Annotated in this window: 17 protein-coding genes and 1 pseudogene; 11 read left to right on the forward strand and 7 right to left on the reverse strand. The window is 43.3% G+C overall.

Features of this window, described 5'->3' with window-relative positions:
• Positions 1–119: 119 nt before the first annotated feature.
• Positions 120–1,310 carry a formate-dependent phosphoribosylglycinamide formyltransferase gene (gene purT / locus H6F66_RS11910; protein WP_190421404.1) on the reverse strand — a complete coding sequence of 397 codons (1,191 nt, stop codon included), beginning with the start codon at positions 1,308–1,310 and terminating at the stop codon, positions 120–122.
• A gap of 265 nt (positions 1,311–1,575) precedes the next feature.
• Between purT and H6F66_RS11915 the strand changes: the two genes are divergently transcribed.
• On the forward strand, positions 1,576–3,027 hold the full coding sequence (locus tag H6F66_RS11915) for a HAMP domain-containing sensor histidine kinase (protein WP_190421406.1): 1,452 nt from the start codon (positions 1,576–1,578) through the stop codon (positions 3,025–3,027).
• Between the two features lie 58 nt (positions 3,028–3,085).
• Positions 3,086–3,760 carry a response regulator transcription factor gene (locus H6F66_RS11920; protein WP_190421408.1) on the forward strand — a complete coding sequence of 225 codons (675 nt, stop codon included), beginning with the start codon at positions 3,086–3,088 and terminating at the stop codon, positions 3,758–3,760.
• A 165-nt stretch (positions 3,761–3,925) separates the two neighbouring features.
• On the opposite strand, the gene H6F66_RS11925 is transcribed toward H6F66_RS11920, so the two are convergent.
• From H6F66_RS11925 to H6F66_RS28895, 4 genes and pseudogenes are all read right to left on the reverse strand, one after another.
• On the reverse strand, positions 3,926–4,642 hold the full coding sequence (locus tag H6F66_RS11925) for a DUF2259 domain-containing protein (protein WP_190421410.1): 717 nt from the start codon (positions 4,640–4,642) through the stop codon (positions 3,926–3,928).
• Positions 4,643–4,660: 18 nt separating this feature from the next.
• A pseudogene (locus H6F66_RS29325) lies at positions 4,661–5,069 on the reverse strand (nuclear transport factor 2 family protein); the annotation flags it as partial.
• Positions 5,070–5,093: 24 nt separating this feature from the next.
• The gene (locus tag H6F66_RS11930) at positions 5,094–5,234 is read right to left on the reverse strand and encodes a hypothetical protein (RefSeq protein WP_190421412.1); all 141 of its coding nucleotides are present in this window, start codon (positions 5,232–5,234) and stop codon (positions 5,094–5,096) included.
• 75 nt (positions 5,235–5,309) lie between these two features.
• Entirely contained in the window at positions 5,310–5,441 is a 132-nt protein-coding gene (locus tag H6F66_RS28895) for a hypothetical protein (protein WP_277873940.1), read from the reverse strand.
• Positions 5,442–5,848: 407 nt separating this feature from the next.
• Between H6F66_RS28895 and H6F66_RS11935 the strand changes: the two genes are divergently transcribed.
• The 9 genes from H6F66_RS11935 (at position 5,849) to H6F66_RS11975 (ending at position 16,767) form a co-directional block, all read left to right on the forward strand.
• On the forward strand, positions 5,849–6,319 hold the full coding sequence (locus H6F66_RS11935; RefSeq protein ID WP_199295331.1) for a DM13 domain-containing protein: 471 nt from the start codon (positions 5,849–5,851) through the stop codon (positions 6,317–6,319).
• Positions 6,320–6,552: 233 nt separating this feature from the next.
• Entirely contained in the window at positions 6,553–6,816 is a 264-nt protein-coding gene (locus tag H6F66_RS11940) for a hypothetical protein (protein WP_190421414.1), read from the forward strand.
• A 115-nt stretch (positions 6,817–6,931) separates the two neighbouring features.
• The gene (locus H6F66_RS11945) at positions 6,932–7,291 is read left to right on the forward strand and encodes a response regulator (protein WP_190421416.1); all 360 of its coding nucleotides are present in this window, start codon (positions 6,932–6,934) and stop codon (positions 7,289–7,291) included.
• A gap of 122 nt (positions 7,292–7,413) precedes the next feature.
• Positions 7,414–7,974 (forward strand): sugar O-acetyltransferase, encoded by a 561-nt coding sequence (locus H6F66_RS11950; protein ID WP_190421418.1) that lies wholly within the window; start codon positions 7,414–7,416, stop codon positions 7,972–7,974.
• A 105-nt stretch (positions 7,975–8,079) separates the two neighbouring features.
• On the forward strand, positions 8,080–8,871 hold the full coding sequence (locus H6F66_RS11955) for an IS5 family transposase (protein WP_190421420.1): 792 nt from the start codon (positions 8,080–8,082) through the stop codon (positions 8,869–8,871).
• A 125-nt stretch (positions 8,872–8,996) separates the two neighbouring features.
• Entirely contained in the window at positions 8,997–11,645 is a 2,649-nt protein-coding gene (locus tag H6F66_RS11960; RefSeq protein ID WP_190421422.1) for a glucosidase, read from the forward strand.
• A 193-nt stretch (positions 11,646–11,838) separates the two neighbouring features.
• On the forward strand, positions 11,839–13,323 hold the full coding sequence (locus tag H6F66_RS11965) for an efflux RND transporter periplasmic adaptor subunit (protein ID WP_190421424.1): 1,485 nt from the start codon (positions 11,839–11,841) through the stop codon (positions 13,321–13,323).
• Positions 13,324–13,553: 230 nt separating this feature from the next.
• Positions 13,554–14,714, forward strand: a complete 1,161-nt coding sequence (locus tag H6F66_RS11970; protein WP_190421426.1) for an ABC transporter permease — start codon at positions 13,554–13,556, stop codon at positions 14,712–14,714.
• A gap of 136 nt (positions 14,715–14,850) precedes the next feature.
• On the forward strand, positions 14,851–16,767 hold the full coding sequence (locus H6F66_RS11975) for a TolC family protein (RefSeq protein ID WP_190421428.1): 1,917 nt from the start codon (positions 14,851–14,853) through the stop codon (positions 16,765–16,767).
• A gap of 98 nt (positions 16,768–16,865) precedes the next feature.
• On the opposite strand, the gene H6F66_RS11980 is transcribed toward H6F66_RS11975, so the two are convergent.
• Both H6F66_RS11980 and H6F66_RS28380 read right to left on the reverse strand, forming a co-directional pair.
• Positions 16,866–17,774, reverse strand: coding sequence for an ion channel (locus H6F66_RS11980; protein ID WP_190421430.1), 909 nt, complete (start codon positions 17,772–17,774; stop codon positions 16,866–16,868).
• 97 nt (positions 17,775–17,871) lie between these two features.
• Complete coding sequence (locus H6F66_RS28380) at positions 17,872–18,048, reverse strand: winged helix-turn-helix transcriptional regulator (RefSeq protein ID WP_347269371.1); 177 nt, start codon at positions 18,046–18,048, stop codon at positions 17,872–17,874.
• Between the last annotated feature and the right edge of the window lie 75 nt (positions 18,049–18,123).

Consider the following 18,123-nt stretch of genomic DNA (forward strand, 5'->3'; position numbering starts at 1 on the left):
GAGGCTCAGTAATAAACATTCACAGGCTCAGCCTGGGAACCAGAAAAAGCCTGCTCTTGTGAGACTTCGCTGGTTCGCCCTGGAGTTTATTGGTTCGGCTTGGTGTATTTTTTCTCTAATTAAGCATCAAAATCCTCTTGATCGACTATTTTGATTTTACTGACGGCGGTAGTTGCTTTGTCCCGCGCTTCTTGAACATTTCTCCCTTTTGCCAAAGTTACGCCCATTCTGCGCCCCGGACGTGAATTAGGCTTGCCAAATAACCTCAGGTCTACATCTGGTTCTGATAAGGCATCTTGCACTCCCACAAAAGCTATGGAATTTGAATTTCTGTTTGCTAATATTACTGCACTTGCTGAAGCTCCCAGCTGTTCAATTTTTGGAATTGGCAAGTCTAAAACAGCTCTCAAATGTAGTTCAAACTCATTTAAGTTCTGCGAAATTAATGTCACCATTCCAGTATCGTGAGGACGTGGAGAAAGCTCAGAAAAAATTACTGAATCTTTGGTGATAAAGAACTCAACTCCGAAGATACCTGCGCCTCCCAAAGCATCAGTAACTTTTTGCGCGATCGCTTGCGCTTCCTGAAGCAACTCTTCAGAAACAACTGCTGGTTGCCAAGACTCTCGATAATCTCCCCTTTCTTGGAGATGCCCAATCGGAGGACAAAAAATTGTCGGCGCATTCCACTGTTTAATTGTTAGCAAGGTAATTTCTAACTCAAACGGAATAAACTCCTCGACAATAAGTTTTTGACTGTCCCCTCTGGAACCTTCAACTGCATATTTCCACGCCGTCTGAATCTTCTCTGGAGACTCAACAACCGACTGACCTTTTCCAGATGATGACATAACAGGTTTCACTACATTAGGAAACCCAATTTTTTCCGAAACCTCAATCAGTTCTTCTAGGGTTGTTGCATAACCATATTTAGCCGTTCTGATTCCCAACTTTTGATGCGCGAGTTCCCTGATTCTGTCTCGATTCATCGTGTAATGGGTAGCAGTTGCAGTGGGAATAACTATTATACCTCGCTGCTCAAATTCAATCAGTTTTTCGGTTCTGATGGCTTCAATTTCAGGAATAATAAAATTAGGTTGGTGTTTCTGCACGATGCTTTCCAGTTGGTCTGGACTCAGCATGGAAATCACTTCTGACTCATCAGCTACTTGCATGGCTGGAGCATTATGATATCGATCCACGGCAATCACATAGTTACCCAGACGTTGAGCAGCAATGGTAAATTCTTTACCAAGTTCTCCTGAACCAAGCAGCATTAGTTTTTGAGGAAGTTTCAGAGATTTTTTCATTGATTACTTTATATTGCCTCGTCAACTTATTGTAAAACTAAATAGAGCAATTTTTATCTTCTATGGTTGCTTTTAGAACTAAAAATTATAAAGTGAGTGTAGGTTGAGTTGCCTTGACTGCCCCAGGAGCAGTTCATTAATTTTTACAAATCCAATTAAATTGCTACTATTTTATGATTAATTTATAGTAACACCAGGCTATTCTCATAATTTATGGCTAAGCTAGTAATCAGTAGAGGTGGAGTGGCAATAGATATTTTAATAAATGAGTTTGATAAATGCCTGTCAAAAGGGAATTAGCTACATAAGGGAACGCATTGATCCGTTTTCACTTCGGTTTCGTCTAACAGTAGGTATCTCGGCTGTTTCAATTTGTGGAGTCAGTAGCGTTGCTGTTTGGACAACTTGGAAAATGCAGCAGATTCTTATCAATGCTCCCAAACAGAATATTCAGCATATTGCCAAACATTTTGAGCGAGATGTTGAATTGTACAGTGAAATGATGTCTGTACAAACTGGGATGCAAAAAGCAATTGATAACCGCACAACTTCCAATTTACTAATATGGGTGAGCAATCCGAATGGTAGAATTGTTGCTCAGTCTCAATCTTTATTTACTCCACATTGGCAGGCAAACAGCACTTCTGAGGTACTACTGTCCCTTTCAAGGATGCCGATTAAACCCCAAATTTATAAAATAAACAAACACTACTTTGTAATTTTTGGTAAGCCTTTGATTGTGAAAAGCGCCATAGTGGGCAACTTTTACGTAGTACAGGACATTACTAGCGAACAAACTATGTTTGTTGCAGTGGTTCGCAGCATGAAGATTTCTTATATTTTAGCAGTCCTTATAGTGACGGTGGCAATTGCTATTTATGTGAAGCGATCGCTTGAACCCTTGCGACAAATGAGCCAAATGACTAAAGTAATTTCCGTTGAAGATTTAGGGGAAGCAAAATTGCATCTTGTTAATGCTCCTAGCGAAGTTAAGGAATTAGCCGACACCTTTAATATGATGTTATATCGAATATCAGAATCGTGGGAGCAGCAGCGTCAATTTGTTAGCAATGTTTCTCATGAGTTGCGAACACCTTTAACTATTGTTCATGGCTATTTACAAAGTACCCTACGACGAAGTAATAACTTAACAGAAGCACAACAAGAAGCTCTTTCCATTGCAGCTTCTGAAACAGATAGCACTATCCGGTTATTGCAAGATTTACTCGATTTGGCGCGGGCGGATAGCGGTTATATACATTTCCATGTAGAAAATATGGTGCTAAATGATTTGGTTGCAGAGGTGGTGGTAATGGCGCAGCAATTTAGCAGTAGAGCGATCGCTATCTCTACAACCTCATACCCTATCAAGGTAAAAGCCGATCGCAACCGTCTCAAACAAGTGCTGATCAACCTGATTGATAATGCTTTGAAATACTCGGAAATCGATGAATCTATAAGTATAAAATTAGACAAAACAAGCGACAATGTAACTATCCAAGTTTGTGACAAGGGTTGTGGGATTCCCCTACAACAACAAACCCGCATCTTTGAGCGGTTTTATCGCGTGGATGAAGCTAGAGCGCGTTCTACTGGCGGTGCAGGGTTGGGTTTATCCATCGTTAAAACTCTCGTTGAGGGAATGGATGGAAGTGTTACGGTACTATCCAAACTAGGTGAAGGTAGTGTTTTTACAGTCACTTTACCCACACCATAATTAAAACCTTACTTCCAATTTCTCTTTCTTTTTCTTTTACCTTTGCGGTTCATTAACTATGACAGCACATATCTTGCTAGTAGAAGATGAAGTCAAACTGGCTCGATTTATAGAGTTAGAACTAGGTTATGAAGGATATCAAGTCAGCGTAGCTAACGACGGTTTATCAGGAATCACAGCAGCGCGAGAATCTAATCCCGATTTACTTATTTTAGACTGGATGCTTCCTGGTTTATCGGGGTTAGAAATTTGTCGCCGCTTGCGAACAACTGGGAATAAAGTCCCGATTATTTTATTAACAGCAAAAGATGAAGTAAGTGATCGCGTAGCTGGTTTAGATGCGGGAGCTGATGACTATGTAGTTAAACCCTTTAGTATCGAAGAATTGTTAGCCAGAGTCCGCGCTCATTTGCGGAGAACGCAAGAAGAAAATCCGGATATTTTGCAATTTGAAGATTTAAGTTTAAATCGTACCACGCGAGAAGTTTTCCGAGGCGATCGCGCTATTGAATTAACAGCAAAAGAATTCGATTTACTGCAACACTTACTCGCTCATCCCCGACAAGTGATTACACGCGATCGCATTCTCGAACAAGTTTGGGGCTACGACTTCATGGGCGATTCCAACATCATCGAAGTTTATATTCGCTACCTGCGCCTGAAACTCGAAGAAAACAACGAAAAGCGCCTAGTTCAAACCGTGCGCGGCGTTGGTTATGTGCTGCGAAATTAATTTTTTGAGTAGCGCAGCCTGGGACGAAGGAGCGATCGCTACTTTTTCTCACTCAGTTCATCCTTTACTAACGCTCAACTAAACCTAAGCGAAAGAGGACTGGGTTACTGTCGTTCCCAGACTGGAGCCTGGGAACAAGAACAGGAGGAACGAGAAGAGCGTGACTTAAAGTGGAGAACTCTGCACCAAAGTAGTCTGTAACGCTCCCTGTTCATTTGGTTGCATCATATTCATAATAATCGCCACGGTGCGTCCATCGGGAGCTAGGCGCACTTCCCTAAGCGTATATTTCATAGCATTTTCGCGGTAATTGTTCAGCGTACTAAGAGTACGTTTGCGATAATTAGCAGTTACCTCAAGACGCAAAGCAGCACGATCCACTTCAGCATTACCTCCATATGCCACTGAAGGGATATACTTTTGCTGCATCAAAACCTCTAATTTTTCTTTCTTATCATTCAAAATGAAAGTATAAGTTTCGCTGCCATCGGCGTTAGTTTTGCGAGAAAGAACTGGCAATTTTCTTCCAGGTGCCGGACGATTTAGCTTCAAGTTGTAGCGAATAACCGATGTTTTCTTAAGTAATTGATTTTCCGCCGATTTAGTAGTTAAACTTGGGGCTCTTTCCCTAGCTTCGTCAGTATATTCAGTTTCTAAACAGCCATTCTCAATGCAGGCGTTTCTCGGCAAATTTATAATTTGTAGTTTGGCTTTAGGAACGTCTGTCACCGCGTTTCGATAACTTTCCAGATATATATAGTAACGGCTATCCGTCGAAAAACCAGACAGTTGATGACTTGTTTTGTAGATAGCTGCTAATACTTGGGAAGAAATCAGTGCGGCGCTAGCTGCCATTAGGGAAATTACGGAAAAACGTCTCATATTAATTTTGAATGTTCACTAATTCAATTTTATATCGCGGACAGCGTAACGCATCAGAGGACTGCCGCGGTGATAAACTAAATACCGCTTTTGTGCCATTTGCTCAAAGATATTCATTCCCATCGACTGAACTTGGACTTGCCTGCTACGCTCCTACTTGTAACACAGTTGCTACAAGAACGATGTAAGCGATGGCTTCGCCTCGAACGGAGTCCTACGCATTCCGAACTTCTGTGACAATAATCTCTGTTTCTATTTCAATGTAGCTTGTATTTTTAAATATTTGCTTTCAGGAATAGCGAATCTCCTTCCAGCCGCACAAGGGTCTCCGTCCAGGGTGAATGCAAAGACTACCAGTTCCCTGCGATTAGACAGCACTCATAGCTTCGATATCTTTTCTCTCGAAGACTCGATAAAAAGCTTGATTCGCCGTTAAATCAACCCTATTGGGTTAAAATTCTATCCCCCTCTGACCAAACGAACGCAGAGAAGGCGATCGCATATATGCCTCTTCTATCTGGGGCATTGATAGGAAAGCTGTTATGAACCCCAAGGTAGCTAGAAACGTTGCTGTCGCTACCTTATAGCTCATTAAATCAAAACCCCTCTGCACTATCGTTAATTCTGCTACACAAGCCGTTTATGACACTTTCCCTAGCATTAACCCCTAGAAGACCGCCCATTTTCCTCTTGTGCGATCGCATCTGGGTGTCACCTCTCCCCAGAAGGCGATCGCATCCTTGTGAGGATATGCAATTACTAATAAATTTATTTCCAAATGCGAAATGCTTACTGTCAAATTGTTTAAAGCATTATGACGTAATTTAAAAAACAAGGAATTATTAGATGTAATAATAAAGCTTTCAGCGGAACTTGTCGCTAGCTACTCTGAATATTTTTACCCGAAGTATCAGGGTACTAAACCACCTATTCTTGGCAACGATAATTGTTTACTGTCTTGTTTTTGTAGTAAAGAAATTTATGTCTTTTTTCTGATGAGCGGTAGGCAATGAGTTTTTCCTGAGAGAAACATTAATTTTCACTGAAAACATCTATAAATCTCTTAAGTAAAATATCACTCTAAAATAATCTATACCCCAATCTATTGAGCAACAATTTATTTAACCCCGAAACATCGACTCAGCCATCGTAATTTTGCCTGAAGGATTAAAAATGATGAAACTGAACCACTTCGTAATACTAGGCATGACTCTTGTCGTAAGTTCTGAAGTAGCGACAGGAGTTGTAGGAAATACACTATTAAATGCAGTTAATCCGTCAACAAACTTAAATGGAATTGCTGTAGCCCAAACTCGTCCTGCAACTCGCCCTGGAGTCTTTGTTGCAGGGGAAAAACCTACTTCTGGAACTGCTCGAATTATCAACGTCAATGGGCAACGATATATAGAGTTTGATTCGTCTTTTAAGACTAGCGAGCAAGGGCCTGATCTTCATGTGATTTTAGACACATCCCAGAAGCCGCCGCAGTCTTATCAAAACTCAAACGGCTACGTGAACCTGGGTAAATTACATAAATTCAACGGCACTCAACGCTACCCAATTCCTGCTGCTATTAATCTGGCAAACTTCAAATCTGTTGTTATTTGGTGCCGTATGGCTAACGCCACCTTTGGCTATGCCACTCTCGGCGGTACTAGCAACGCCAGCGCTCAGTAGTATTTTATCCACTTATGTTATGCCCACCATCACCGGAGTCAGTGGGTATTGCTTCCATCAGCGAAAAAACGAAAATATTAGCACAGGCGTTACACAGCAAGGCAAAGCAGCCCTGCTGTGTATTGCTTTTTGTAAAAATTATCTCTTAGGGTAGGGAGATTTTGGTTAAGCTTAGGTTAAGGTAGCATGATTAGAGATTTTCTCAATAAACTCAGTTTGATAAGAAGGTAGCCATGACAAATCCTGAGCGGGCGAGCAAAAACAGCTTTCTCTACCCTCAAAGCCGCTACTACGGCTCTTTTTCCCCGGAATTTCTAGCTTTTAATGCTAATCTGCAAGAATTTGCTCAGAAAGTTTCTTACATCTCGGCGCTAGAGACTGGAGGCAAACTTTCTCCAGAGGAAGCTTATGACCAGATAAAGTGTCTCTGGAAACAGCTGAAGCAGAGTAAGAAATCAATGGGCATTAACTCAGATTGGTCATCAGAAACAAGATAAGGTTTCTTGCATATTTGCATCTTAAATTAAACAACTGCTCTAAGTAGTTTTGGCAAGGAAATTGCTAACCATAGCTTTTGTCGTCTATGGCAATAAAAAATAGAAATAGTAACTGATGACAAAAGTGTTGGTGATTGAGGACGAAGAACTAATTCGTGAGAGTATTCTGAACCTTCTTGATGAAAGCGGGTTTACGGCGATTGGAGCTGAAGATGGCGAGAAGGGAGTGCAATTGGCAAAAGAGTTCGTCCCCAATTTGATTTTGTGTGATGTAAGAATGCCAAAACTTGATGGGTACGAGGTTTTGAGAGTGTTGCGTTCTGACCCGATTACAGACACAATTACCTTCATTTTTCTCACTGGTGACAGTAACCAAAATGTCCGTCAGCAAGGAGAAATTTTGGGGGCAAACGGTTATCTTGCAAAACCGTTTACAAGTGCTGAACTTCTGGAAGCGATCGCTACCTATTTGTAGACAAAATAAAAGTCAAAAGAAGGATGAAGGAGGAAACAGATTGTTGTATTCCTTCTTCATCCTTCTTTTGACGTTTGCCTTCTTACTTCTTACTCTTGAAATATAGTGCAGGGAGTGACACCGTGGAAAAAACGGAAAAACAGAAGATGCTAGCAGGGGAGTTATATCTGCCTTCTGACCCGGAACTGGCTGCTGATAGCAAGCGGGCGCGTCGTCTGTTAAGAATGTACAGTGCGACGACTGAGGAACAGCCAGATTTGCGATCGCAAATCCTTAACGACTTATTCGGTAAGGTGGGAGCAAAAGTGGAAATTGTCCCTCCCTTTCATTGCGACTATGGTAGCAATATTTACGCTGCCAACGGCTTGTACATGAATTATGGATGTGTAATTTTAGACTGCAATACGGTTCATATCGGTGAAAATGTTTTATGCGCCCCTTATGTGCAAATTTACACCGCATATCACCCAACAGACCCGGAAATTCGTCAAAGTGGTTTGGAACTCGCTGCACCGATTAAAATTGGTAATAATGTTTGGATTGGAGGCGGTGTTATTATTTGTCCTGGGGTGACTATTGGTGATAATACTACTATCGGTGCTGGTAGTGTGGTTGTAAAAGATATTCCGCCGAATGTCGTTGCTGTGGGAAATCCTTGTCGGATTATTCGGCATCTAACTTGAAAAATTAGTAATAATATAAGAGGATGTTTTAAAAGTGGGGTGCGATTGTAAGAAAGCTCACAAGGCGTATGCTGAAATTTGTAGACCTCAGCACCTTGTGAGCAAATGATTAAAGCATATCCTAATGATCTAACGTGGGAACAGTGGGAATTAATTGCCGACCTATTTCCAGAAGCGAAATCTGGTGGACGTCCTCGGACTACAGCAATGTACGCTGTGATGAATGCCATTCTTTACGTACTTTGCCAGGGATGCACATGGCGAGCATTACCCGGAGATTTTCCAGCTTGGCCAACAGTTTATGGTTATTTTCGCTCTTGGCGCAAAGATGGTACTTGGCTTAGGGTACATGACAAACTTTATCAGTGGGCTAGGGTGGCAGCAGGGCATGAACCTAGTCCCTCAGAAGCAGCAGTTGACAGCCAATCAGTGGAAACAGCAACGATGATATCCCAGGAGGTGGGTTACGACGCAGGTAAACACATACACGGGCGTAAACGACATCTAAGTGTAGATTTACTAGGGCTAGTTTTACGGGTTTTGGTTACATCTGCAAGTCTTCCAGAGCGCCAAGGAGCAAAACTTGTCCTCAAACGAGTTCATGATACGGGGGATAAGGTAAAGCGTTTGCACACCATTTGGATGGATGGAGGATACCGGGGAGAAGAATTTATGCGATGGGTGATGGATATGTTTCGGTGGATTGTGGAAATTGTTCTTAGACCCTTGGAGAAGAAGGGTTTTGTCCATCTACCTAAGCGCTGGGTTGTAGAACGAACTTTTGGTTGGCTTAATTGGTGTCGGCGTTTAAGTAAGGATTATGAACGCCTACCAGAAACCTCGGAGACTTTTATTTATATTGCGATGATTCGTATTATGATTCGACGACTCGCATGATTTTTTACGGCTTTTGACTTTTAAAACATCCTCTAAGTGGCGAATCTAATTCGCGGCTATACATACTAAACCCGCGCAGGCGGGTTTCAAATTTAAAGTCTTAGTTTTCATTGCTAGTAAACAATATGACTGAAGAAGAAAAGAGGTTAGAAGAAGATCGCGAGCGCCAGGCTTATTGGCGGCGTTGGGGGCCTTATTTAAGCGAACGTCAATGGGGAACTGTGCGCGAAGATTACAGTCCTGATGGCGCAGCTTGGCAGTATTTTCCTCACGATCATGCGCGTTCCCGTGCTTATCGGTGGGGGGAAGATGGTATTGCGGGGATTTCAGATAACCATCAGCGACTTTGTTTTGCGATCGCGCTGTGGAATGGGGAAGATCCCATTCTTAAAGAAAGGATTTTTGGGTTAACAGGAAAGGAAGGCAATCATGGGGAAGATGTCAAAGAATATTATTTTTATCTTGACAATACTCCTACCCATTCTTACATGAAATGTCTTTACAAATATCCGCATCAAGCATTTCCTTATTCCCAACTGGTTGAAGAAAATAAATGTAGGGGTTATCAAGATAGAGAATTTGAATTACTTGATACAGGGGTGTTTGCCGAAAACCGCTATTTTGATATTTTTGTCGAATACGCTAAAGCTGACTCAGAGGATATTTTAATTCTAATTAGTGTAGTTAACCGGGGAAAAGAAGCCAAGAGTCTGCATCTTCTGCCTACTCTATGGTTTCGTAATACTTGGTCTTGGAATCAGGCTGATGAAAAGCCCCGGATAAAAAATCTCAAAAGTGATCAAGGTTTAAGTATTGTAGAAGCCTCGGAAGCAACGCTGGGAGATCGCTGGCTATATTCTGAGGGAGAACCGGAACTGTTGTTTACAGAGAACGAAACTAATAAGGAGAGATTGTTTGGAGTTAATAATTCCTCACCATACGTGAAAGATGGGATTAACAACTATATTGTAGAAAGTAAGAAAGATGCTGTTAATCCTAATCAAATAGGGACTAAGGTAGCAGCAAACTATTTATTAAATATTGGTGCGGGAGAAACTAAAGTTGTTAAATTACGGTTGAGCGATCGCGCAGATTTAGCCGCACCCTTAGACACCCGGTTTGAGAGTATTTTTCAAACTCGAAAACAGGAAGCTGATGAATTTTACCAGCGTGTTGCTTCTTCCTGTTCGCTGACAGAGGATAGGCGCAAGGTGCAACGCCAAGCATTCGCGGGAATGTTGTGGAACAAGCAATTTTATTACTATGTTGTCGAGGAATGGTTAAAAGGAGATACTGGTGAATTACCGCCACCAGAACCGCGACAAAGTATCAGAAACCATGATTGGATTCATTTTTTCAGCGATGATATTATTTCTATGCCTGATAAATGGGAATATCCTTGGTTTGCAATTTGGGATTTAGCATTTCACGTCATACCCCTGGCAATAATTGATCCAGACTTTGCCAAGCGACAACTACAGCGATTGACGCGAGAATGGTATATGCACCCCAACGGTCAATTACCAGCTTATGAATGGGATTTTAGTGATGGAAATCCACCTGTTCATGCTTGGGCGGCGTTGCGGGTTTATAATATTGAGAAAAAAATGTATGGTCGCGCTGATAAAAAGTTTTTAGAGCGCGTTTTTCAAAAGTTACTACTTAATTTTACCTGGTGGGTGAACCGCAAGGATATTGAAGGAAAGAATGTTTTTCAGGGCGGATTTCTAGGGATGGACAATATTGGTGTCTTCGATAGAAATATGAAGCTGCCCACGGGGGGATATCTATCGCAGTCGGATGGTACTAGCTGGATGGGAATGTACTGTCTAAATATGTTAGCGATCGCGCTAGAATTAGCAATAGAAAATCCCTCGTATGAAGACATCGCCAGCAAGTTTTTTGAACATTTTCTCTATATTGCCGATGCGATGAACCAGATGGGCGGAGGAGAGGAATCGCTGTGGGATGAAACTGATGGTTTTTACTACGATATGCTGCATTGTCCTAATGGCAGTTATATACCCTTGAAAGTACGTTCGATGGTGGGATTAATACCACTTTTGGCAGTTGAAATCATAGAAGAAGAAACTTTAAAGCAGTTGCCTGGTTTTAGACAGCGAATGGAGTGGTTTATCCGCAATCGCCCCAACCTGAAAAAAAATGTGGCTTGCATGGAAACGCCGGGAGTTGGTGCTAGAAGATTACTGGCGATCGCTTATAGTGATAAACTCCGCCGCATCTTAGAAAAACTGCTTGATGAAAAAGAATTTTTTAGCGACTATGGCATTCGTTCGGTTTCTAAATTTCATGCAGAAAATCCTTACATTTTCAATGTAAATGGAGATTCTTACTGTGTGAATTACGAACCAGCAGAATCTAGCAGCGGCTTATTTGGGGGCAATTCCAACTGGCGCGGCCCTATTTGGTTTCCCATCAATTATCTGCTTATTGAAGCACTGCAAAAATTCCATCATTACCTTGGCGATGATTTCAAAATCGAGTGTCCGACTGGTTCGGGGCAAATGATGAACCTCTGGGAAATTGCCACCGAATTATCCCAAAGGATGATCCAAATTTTTCTGAAAAATGAATCTGGTCAGCGCCCCGTTTATGGGGATTTGGAAATATTCCAAACCGATCCGCATTGGCGTGATTTAATTCTTTTCCATGAATATTTTCATGGCGATAACGGTGCAGGACTCGGCGCAAGTCATCAAACTGGATGGACTGGTGTAGTTGCCAAACTAATTCAGCAATGTGGCGAAAAGTAAGTTTTACGGGGCTGTTACAGTGAAATATAGTAGCGGTAGATAAATCATCAGTGACATTGAAATTCGGGTGCATCCAAATTTTTAAACTCCTTATCCCTTACTTAACCCCTTCTCCCTAACTAGAGAAGGGGTTATGCGGCTTTGTACTTCTGTGGGTGAGACATATGCAAGCTGACCAGGCAAAAGATTGAGCATGGAACAAGGTAAAAAAGAATTTAAGAAGGGTGTTCAATGGCTTGTCTGGTCAAGTGTTGGAGTTTTGGCGCTCTTGAGCGCTGGAAGATGGGTAGACTATGCAAAGCTGCTGAATCGCTCACCAGATCCGGTAGAGGTGCGCCTACTTACCGTCAAGCGAGGCAACGTTGAGAATAAAATCAATGAGAGCGGCACAGTGAAGCTAGGCGGTCAACAAACCCTGAAGTCTCCAGCAGAAAGCGCCGTGGAGCAGGTGTTAGTAGAGCTTGGCGATCGCGTGAAATCTGGTCAAAAACTGATTGTTCTGCGTAACCGAGATCAACAAACTAGCCTCGCCGCCCAGCAGCTGGAGATTCAGAAACAGGAACTCGCCCTAGAGAGAAACCGCCAGAAAGTTCTGGAAGCGACCGAAAAGCTAAATGCTGCCCAACGGGAACTCCAGAATCGTCCCAACAAGCAAGCAGAGATGCGGACACAGGAACTGATAATAGTCCGCAACCGCGAAAAAATTGCTGAAGAACAGGAAAAGCTAACAGCAGCAGCTGGGGAACTCCAGCAGTTGCAAGCTTTGGCTGAAAAAGGTTTTATTCCGGGAAAAGAACTTCAGGATCAAAAACAACAAGTCCGCGCCGCTGAATCAGCCCTGCGGGATGCTCAATTAGCACTGAGTACGAGTACCTTGGAACTTCAGCGTTTGAAGCAGGAGGGTCAAACTTCCCAGCAGGAATTTTTAGACAAGGTTGCAGCTGCTGAATCAGAACTGCGTCAGGCTCAGTCAGATGTTAACACCGCTACCAGCGAAATTCAGAGCCAGAAGCTGGATCTAGAACGTCTGGTGCAGCAACTGCAAAACAACATTGTGAGTGCGCCAATTGCGGGTAAAGTTCTCAACATCATGGTCAAAAATGGGAATGGGGTGAACTTGGGCGATAACTTGCTGACTCTGGGCGACCCTTCGCAAGAACTGGTGGAACTGAATCTTTCCACTCTGAATGCTGCCAAGGTGAACGTAAACCAAGTTGCCCGGATTAGCGTGATTGGCCCCGATTCGCAGGTATTTAAAGGGCGAGTGTTGAGCTTGTATCCGCAGGCGATCGCTTCTAACACTAACAGCGATGAGCAGCAAGAAAGCCAATCTGGGCAAGTCACTGTACCTGCAATAGTCAAGCTGGATCAACCGACTCGCAAGCTGATCCCAGGCTCTCAGGTCAGTGTGGAAATCATTTTGGATCAGCGGAAAAACGTGGTGGTGTTAGATACGGAAGCCATTCAGCGTTCTAAAGCTAAACCGTTTGTCTGGGTACGCGATCGCCTTGGCAAAGCGCAAAAACGAAACGTAACTTTGGGGCTAGAGGATGTAACTAAGGTGGAAGTGACTTCTGGCTTGCGCCCAGGTGACAAAATTGTGCTTCCAAGTCCTGATTCTGAGCTAGAACCAGGAATGCCTGTCACTGCCGAACAAGAATCAAAAGAGGGAGATTGAGAAATTATTTCATTAATAAATAAGGACTGGAAATGCCTAAGCTCTTGGCTTTGCCCCATTTCTCGTCTCTGAACGACTCTGCTGGGTGTGAGAGCGATCACTGGATGCGATCGCTAGTGTGCCTCACTATCTGAATAAAGTAAAGAGGCGATCGCCTCCCTTTTCTGGTTCCCAGTCTCTGGAACGAGGAAAAAATCCAACATCAAGAGCATCTAAAATCCACAATTGGCATGAGCCTCGCCCCTTTCGACCTACTCGCTCTCACCCTTAACTCCCTACGCAGCAACCCCTTACGTTCTGTTCTCACTAGCTTGGGCGTTTTCATGGGTGTAGCGGCGGTTAGCGCCACGCTGGAAGTTGGCAATATCAGTAGAGCTGTAATTGCCGAGCAACTGGCAGAGGGAGACGCGCCTCAAGTCAGAATCTTTGTGGAAGGGGAGCTGAAGTTGGAAGACATGGAATTTTTGCGCCAGCGTCTAGTCGGCGTGCGGGCAATCAGTGCCTCCACTTGGGTCTATCCTCCTTCACCAACCATATTTCAGGATCAAGAAGCTCAACCTTCCATGACACCTGTTTCGGAAGACTTTATTCTCACCTCTGGGAAGAAATTGCTAGCGGGACGCTTCTTCACCCCTGCCGACTTTGAAAACTATCGCCCTGTGGTGGTGATCGATCAATTTTTACTAGACAAACTTTTTCAGGGTCAGGAGGCGGTGGGAGAGACTATTTATGTCGGCGGAAGACCTTATGTAGTTGTGGGGGTGGTACCGACTAATCCCCGCGATGAGGAACCGGAAGGGCAGCTACTGGTGCCAATGTCGTTTTACCACGCTCTCTCTGGTAGCCGCGATCTTGGCTCTCTCCAGCTGCGTCCTTATAAGCTGGAAACATTGAAAGATTTGCAAGAGCAAGCAAAGCTGCTGTTAGAGCAGCGCTTCCCGGACAAACGATTTTATGCTTATAACAATGTGGAGAAGATCCTTGAGCAACAGCAAACTCTGGAACTTGCTTCACGCGGACTGACAGCAGTTGGGATAATTTCGCTGCTAATTGGTGGCGTTGGGATTGCTAATATTACGATCGCTGCTGTAATGGAGCGTACCCCAGAAATTGGTTTAAGGCGGGCAATCGGCGCAACTAGACGAGATATCATGCTGCAATTCATTTTAGAAGCAGCAATCTTGAGTTTATTCGGGGGAACTGCTGCCATTGTCTCGGTGCATGGGTTGACAACTGTTGTCGCTGAGACTTTTAAGTTGCCTTACCAATTTGAGAAACGCATAGCAATTTTATCTTTAGGATCTGCTCTGCTGGTGGGAGTGGGTGCTGGGTTTGGGCCTGCTTTAAGAGCGAGCCAACTTGATCCAGTTAAAGCGTTGCGTAACTCGTAGGGCGAACCGCACGTTATCGCCTAGATCCTGTTAGTAGATTTATTTGGGCTACAAGCTAGATAAAAGGATTTTGAATTAAACATCCAATTGTTCCATCTAAAATCTAAAATCAACTGGCTAAAAGCTATCAGTTATTATGTACAAGCGCGATCGCCAAATTTCTCAACATCCAGATTCTCTCGACAATTTTTTGCCGCCGGTTAGTTCCTGGGTCGGCAGCGCTTGTCTGCTTCTGGTGACAATTTTTGGCACGGCTATGACGCTGGCTGCGGCTTTTAAGCCGGATCAGACAACAGTACAACCTACTAATAAGGTTAAGGGTGCGTCTAGTGTGGCTATCGCCTCTAGGCGCGCGCCCCTAAGGATTGGGGCTAAAGCTCACAATAGCGTCACCCAATCACCACAGCAAAGAGGAAACAAGCCAGATGCGATCGCTTTGCGTATGTCCCAAAGGCTGTTCCCTACTCCCCCTCATCCTCAACTCCCAACCAAAAATAGCCTAACGCCTCTTGATATCCAGTTACAGCATCCCTCTAGCCCACTTCCCGCTCTTTCGAGGCAATTTGTTGACTTCCCATCGGCAACCAATATTAACGTCCAATCCTCAGATTTACTCGCATCTAAAACAACAAAACTAGCAAATTTATTCGCTCAAACCACACCAAAACCGAGCCAGCCGGAACCAATAACACCTCAGCCAGGAATTCAATTAACCCTCGCTGATATTGTCGTTTTAGCCGTGCAGAACAACACAGATATCAAAAACGCCTATCTTGAAAGAATAGCCCAAAGACAAAACTTGGCAATAGCTGAAGATAAATTTAACCCTAACCTTACACCTAATGTATCTTTTAACATTGAGCGTTTCGGTTCTGGCGCAACTACATCAACCAGTGCTGATCTCGGTCTTGGGGCAAGTGTTTCTGTAAATATTCCTACCGGAGCTAGGCTGAGTTTTGGCTGGGACACTCAGACTCAGACCTCAAATAGAAATAATTTTATTGATAATATAAATAACGACATCCTTGGACAAAATCTCCAACTCCGTTTTACCCAACCCCTATTACGAGGCGCTGGAACTGCTGTTAATAGAGCGTCAATTGACATTGCTCGGCTCGATGAAAGAGCCAATATTCAAGCTTTAAAATCTACCCTAATCAATACAATTACCTCAGCAATTCTAGGCTATCGGGATTTGCTCCAGGCGCAAGAACAACTTGAAATCGAGCGGCTTTCCTTGGAAAGCGCCCGCCAAATATTGCAGATTAACCAAGCCTTAATTGATGCTGGTAGAATAGCGCCAGTTGAAATTGTTCAAAGTCAGACAGAAGTTGCTAATCGAGAACTTAGCTTATTAGCTGCTCAAAATACTCTTGCCTCTGCCAAGTTAGCTTTACTTGATATCTTAGACATCGGACAAAATCTAGATATTGTGGCAGTGGAAAGAATTATATTATCATCAATATCTCCAGAGTTAAATAAACTAAAAATAGTAGCTTTTCAAAATAGACCGGATTATTTGCAAGCACAGCTCCGCTTAGAAATAGCTAAATTAGACCAGTTGGTAGCAGATAATAACAGGCGCTTGAACTTAGATTTTGATGCAAGATACGACAATTCTGTAAGTAGCAGCTCACAATTGGCTGCTGGCTTAGTCTTTTCTCATACTTTTGGTGATCGCACAGCAGAACGAGATTTTCAACGAAGTCGGGTAAACTTCCTCCAAGCAAGGAACTCATTAGAAAATCTGCGTCAAAGTATAGAAATTCAAGTAACCGACAGGGTTAGAGATGTCAACCTTAGACTTTCGGAGGTGAGGCTTGCCCAACAAGCAAGAGAGTTGTCAGAAAGACAATTACAGATAGAACAAGAAAGGCTGAAATTGGGAAGAGGGGAAATTTTCCAAGTGGTGACTTTTCAAAGTAACTTAGTAGAAGCAAAAAACAGAGAGCTTACTGCAATTATTGCCTATCTCAATGCTTTGACAGGTCTGGATCAAACTGTTGGTACAACTTTAGATACATGGAATGTGACGATAGAAAGAAATAGATAATTAACCAGAAGCAAGTAGGTTGGGTTGAGGTGAGCGTTACCCAACGCTAATATTAGGTTTGTTGAGTTTCACTATATCTGCATTCCCAGCCCCAGTCCCTAATCCCCAGTCCCCAACCCCTCTGGAACCACATCGTGAAAACGGGTATAGTCAATCAAGCGTCGCCCATCCTGTCTCCTATCCGAACTGAAAATATCCACAAAACGCATATTCCACAAAATTTCTTTATCCGAAAAAGAGTGACGGGCATGGATATTTTGCGAAACTGTTTCGTCTAGCCCGATTAGTGTAATCACAATGTCAGTTTCCGTCTGGGCAAGAGTTGCCAGCGTAGCCCCATAGAGGGGACTTGTCTCATCAATCGGGTGCATCACCGTCCAAGACAGGGCGAAGATAGGCGTGTGGCTGCGAACCAGTTTCAGGTCGTAGAATCGGCGCATAAATTCGCCCTCGCGGTTGATTTCGTTCCGCACCATAGTCACGTTTATCTGGGCTTCTACAATAAAGTTACGACGCTGGTTGGCAGCCCGAAACATCAAAGTTGGTACGCCATCATAGCGGCTAATAACTGCTACGCGACTGAAAAGGACTCTAGCTGTCGGACGGGAAAAACGGGCGAACATCAGACCGCTACCCATAGCAATGCCCAAAAGTCCGACCAGTGATTCAATTGTGACTAAGAAATTTGCGTATAGCGTGCGCGGATACATTGCACCGTACCCGATGGAAGCCATTGTTTGAACGCTGAAGAAGAAGGCATCTTTAAAGGAACCAGGCTGTGCATTTTCTATGCCGTCGCCTCCTGCGAGATATGCGATCGCAAACAGGGAGTTGGCGATCGCATACCCCAAAGCCAACAGCACGAAAAACCAAGGCCAGGAGATTGTGAGTATTAAATAATACAGGTCGCCCCAGCGAAATAGCGAGTCACCCCGCCCCACGACGTTAAACTGTCTATTCGTGCTTAAAAAGCGCTTAGACGAAGATGGACGTTGCCTTTTTGCCATACATTATTGCAGAAGAAAGCTGATTATAAAGTACGCCAAACTACAGTTTTACTTCCACTTTTTGATAGAGAGGACAAGCACAACTTTTACTCTCTAATCATCGAGATTCTAGCTGATTTAGAGCCGTCATCACAGATTGATTTTCGCGCCCTCTTTCGATTAGAGAATATTCTACATGGGGAGGAACTTCTGGGTAAACTCGGACTTGGACTAAGCCAAACTCTTCTAGTTCTCTTAGAGGATGTTTGAAAAGTGGTGAGGGGTTAAATATTATGCCAACCGCCTGACCATGATACGGATCATTGCCAGATAAATAAAAGTCTCCGATGTTTCTGGCAATAACTCATAA

The sequence above is a fragment of the Trichocoleus sp. FACHB-6 genome (genome assembly GCF_014695815.1).
GTDB lineage: Bacteria > Cyanobacteriota > Cyanobacteriia > Cyanobacteriales > FACHB-T130 > Funiculus > Funiculus sociatus.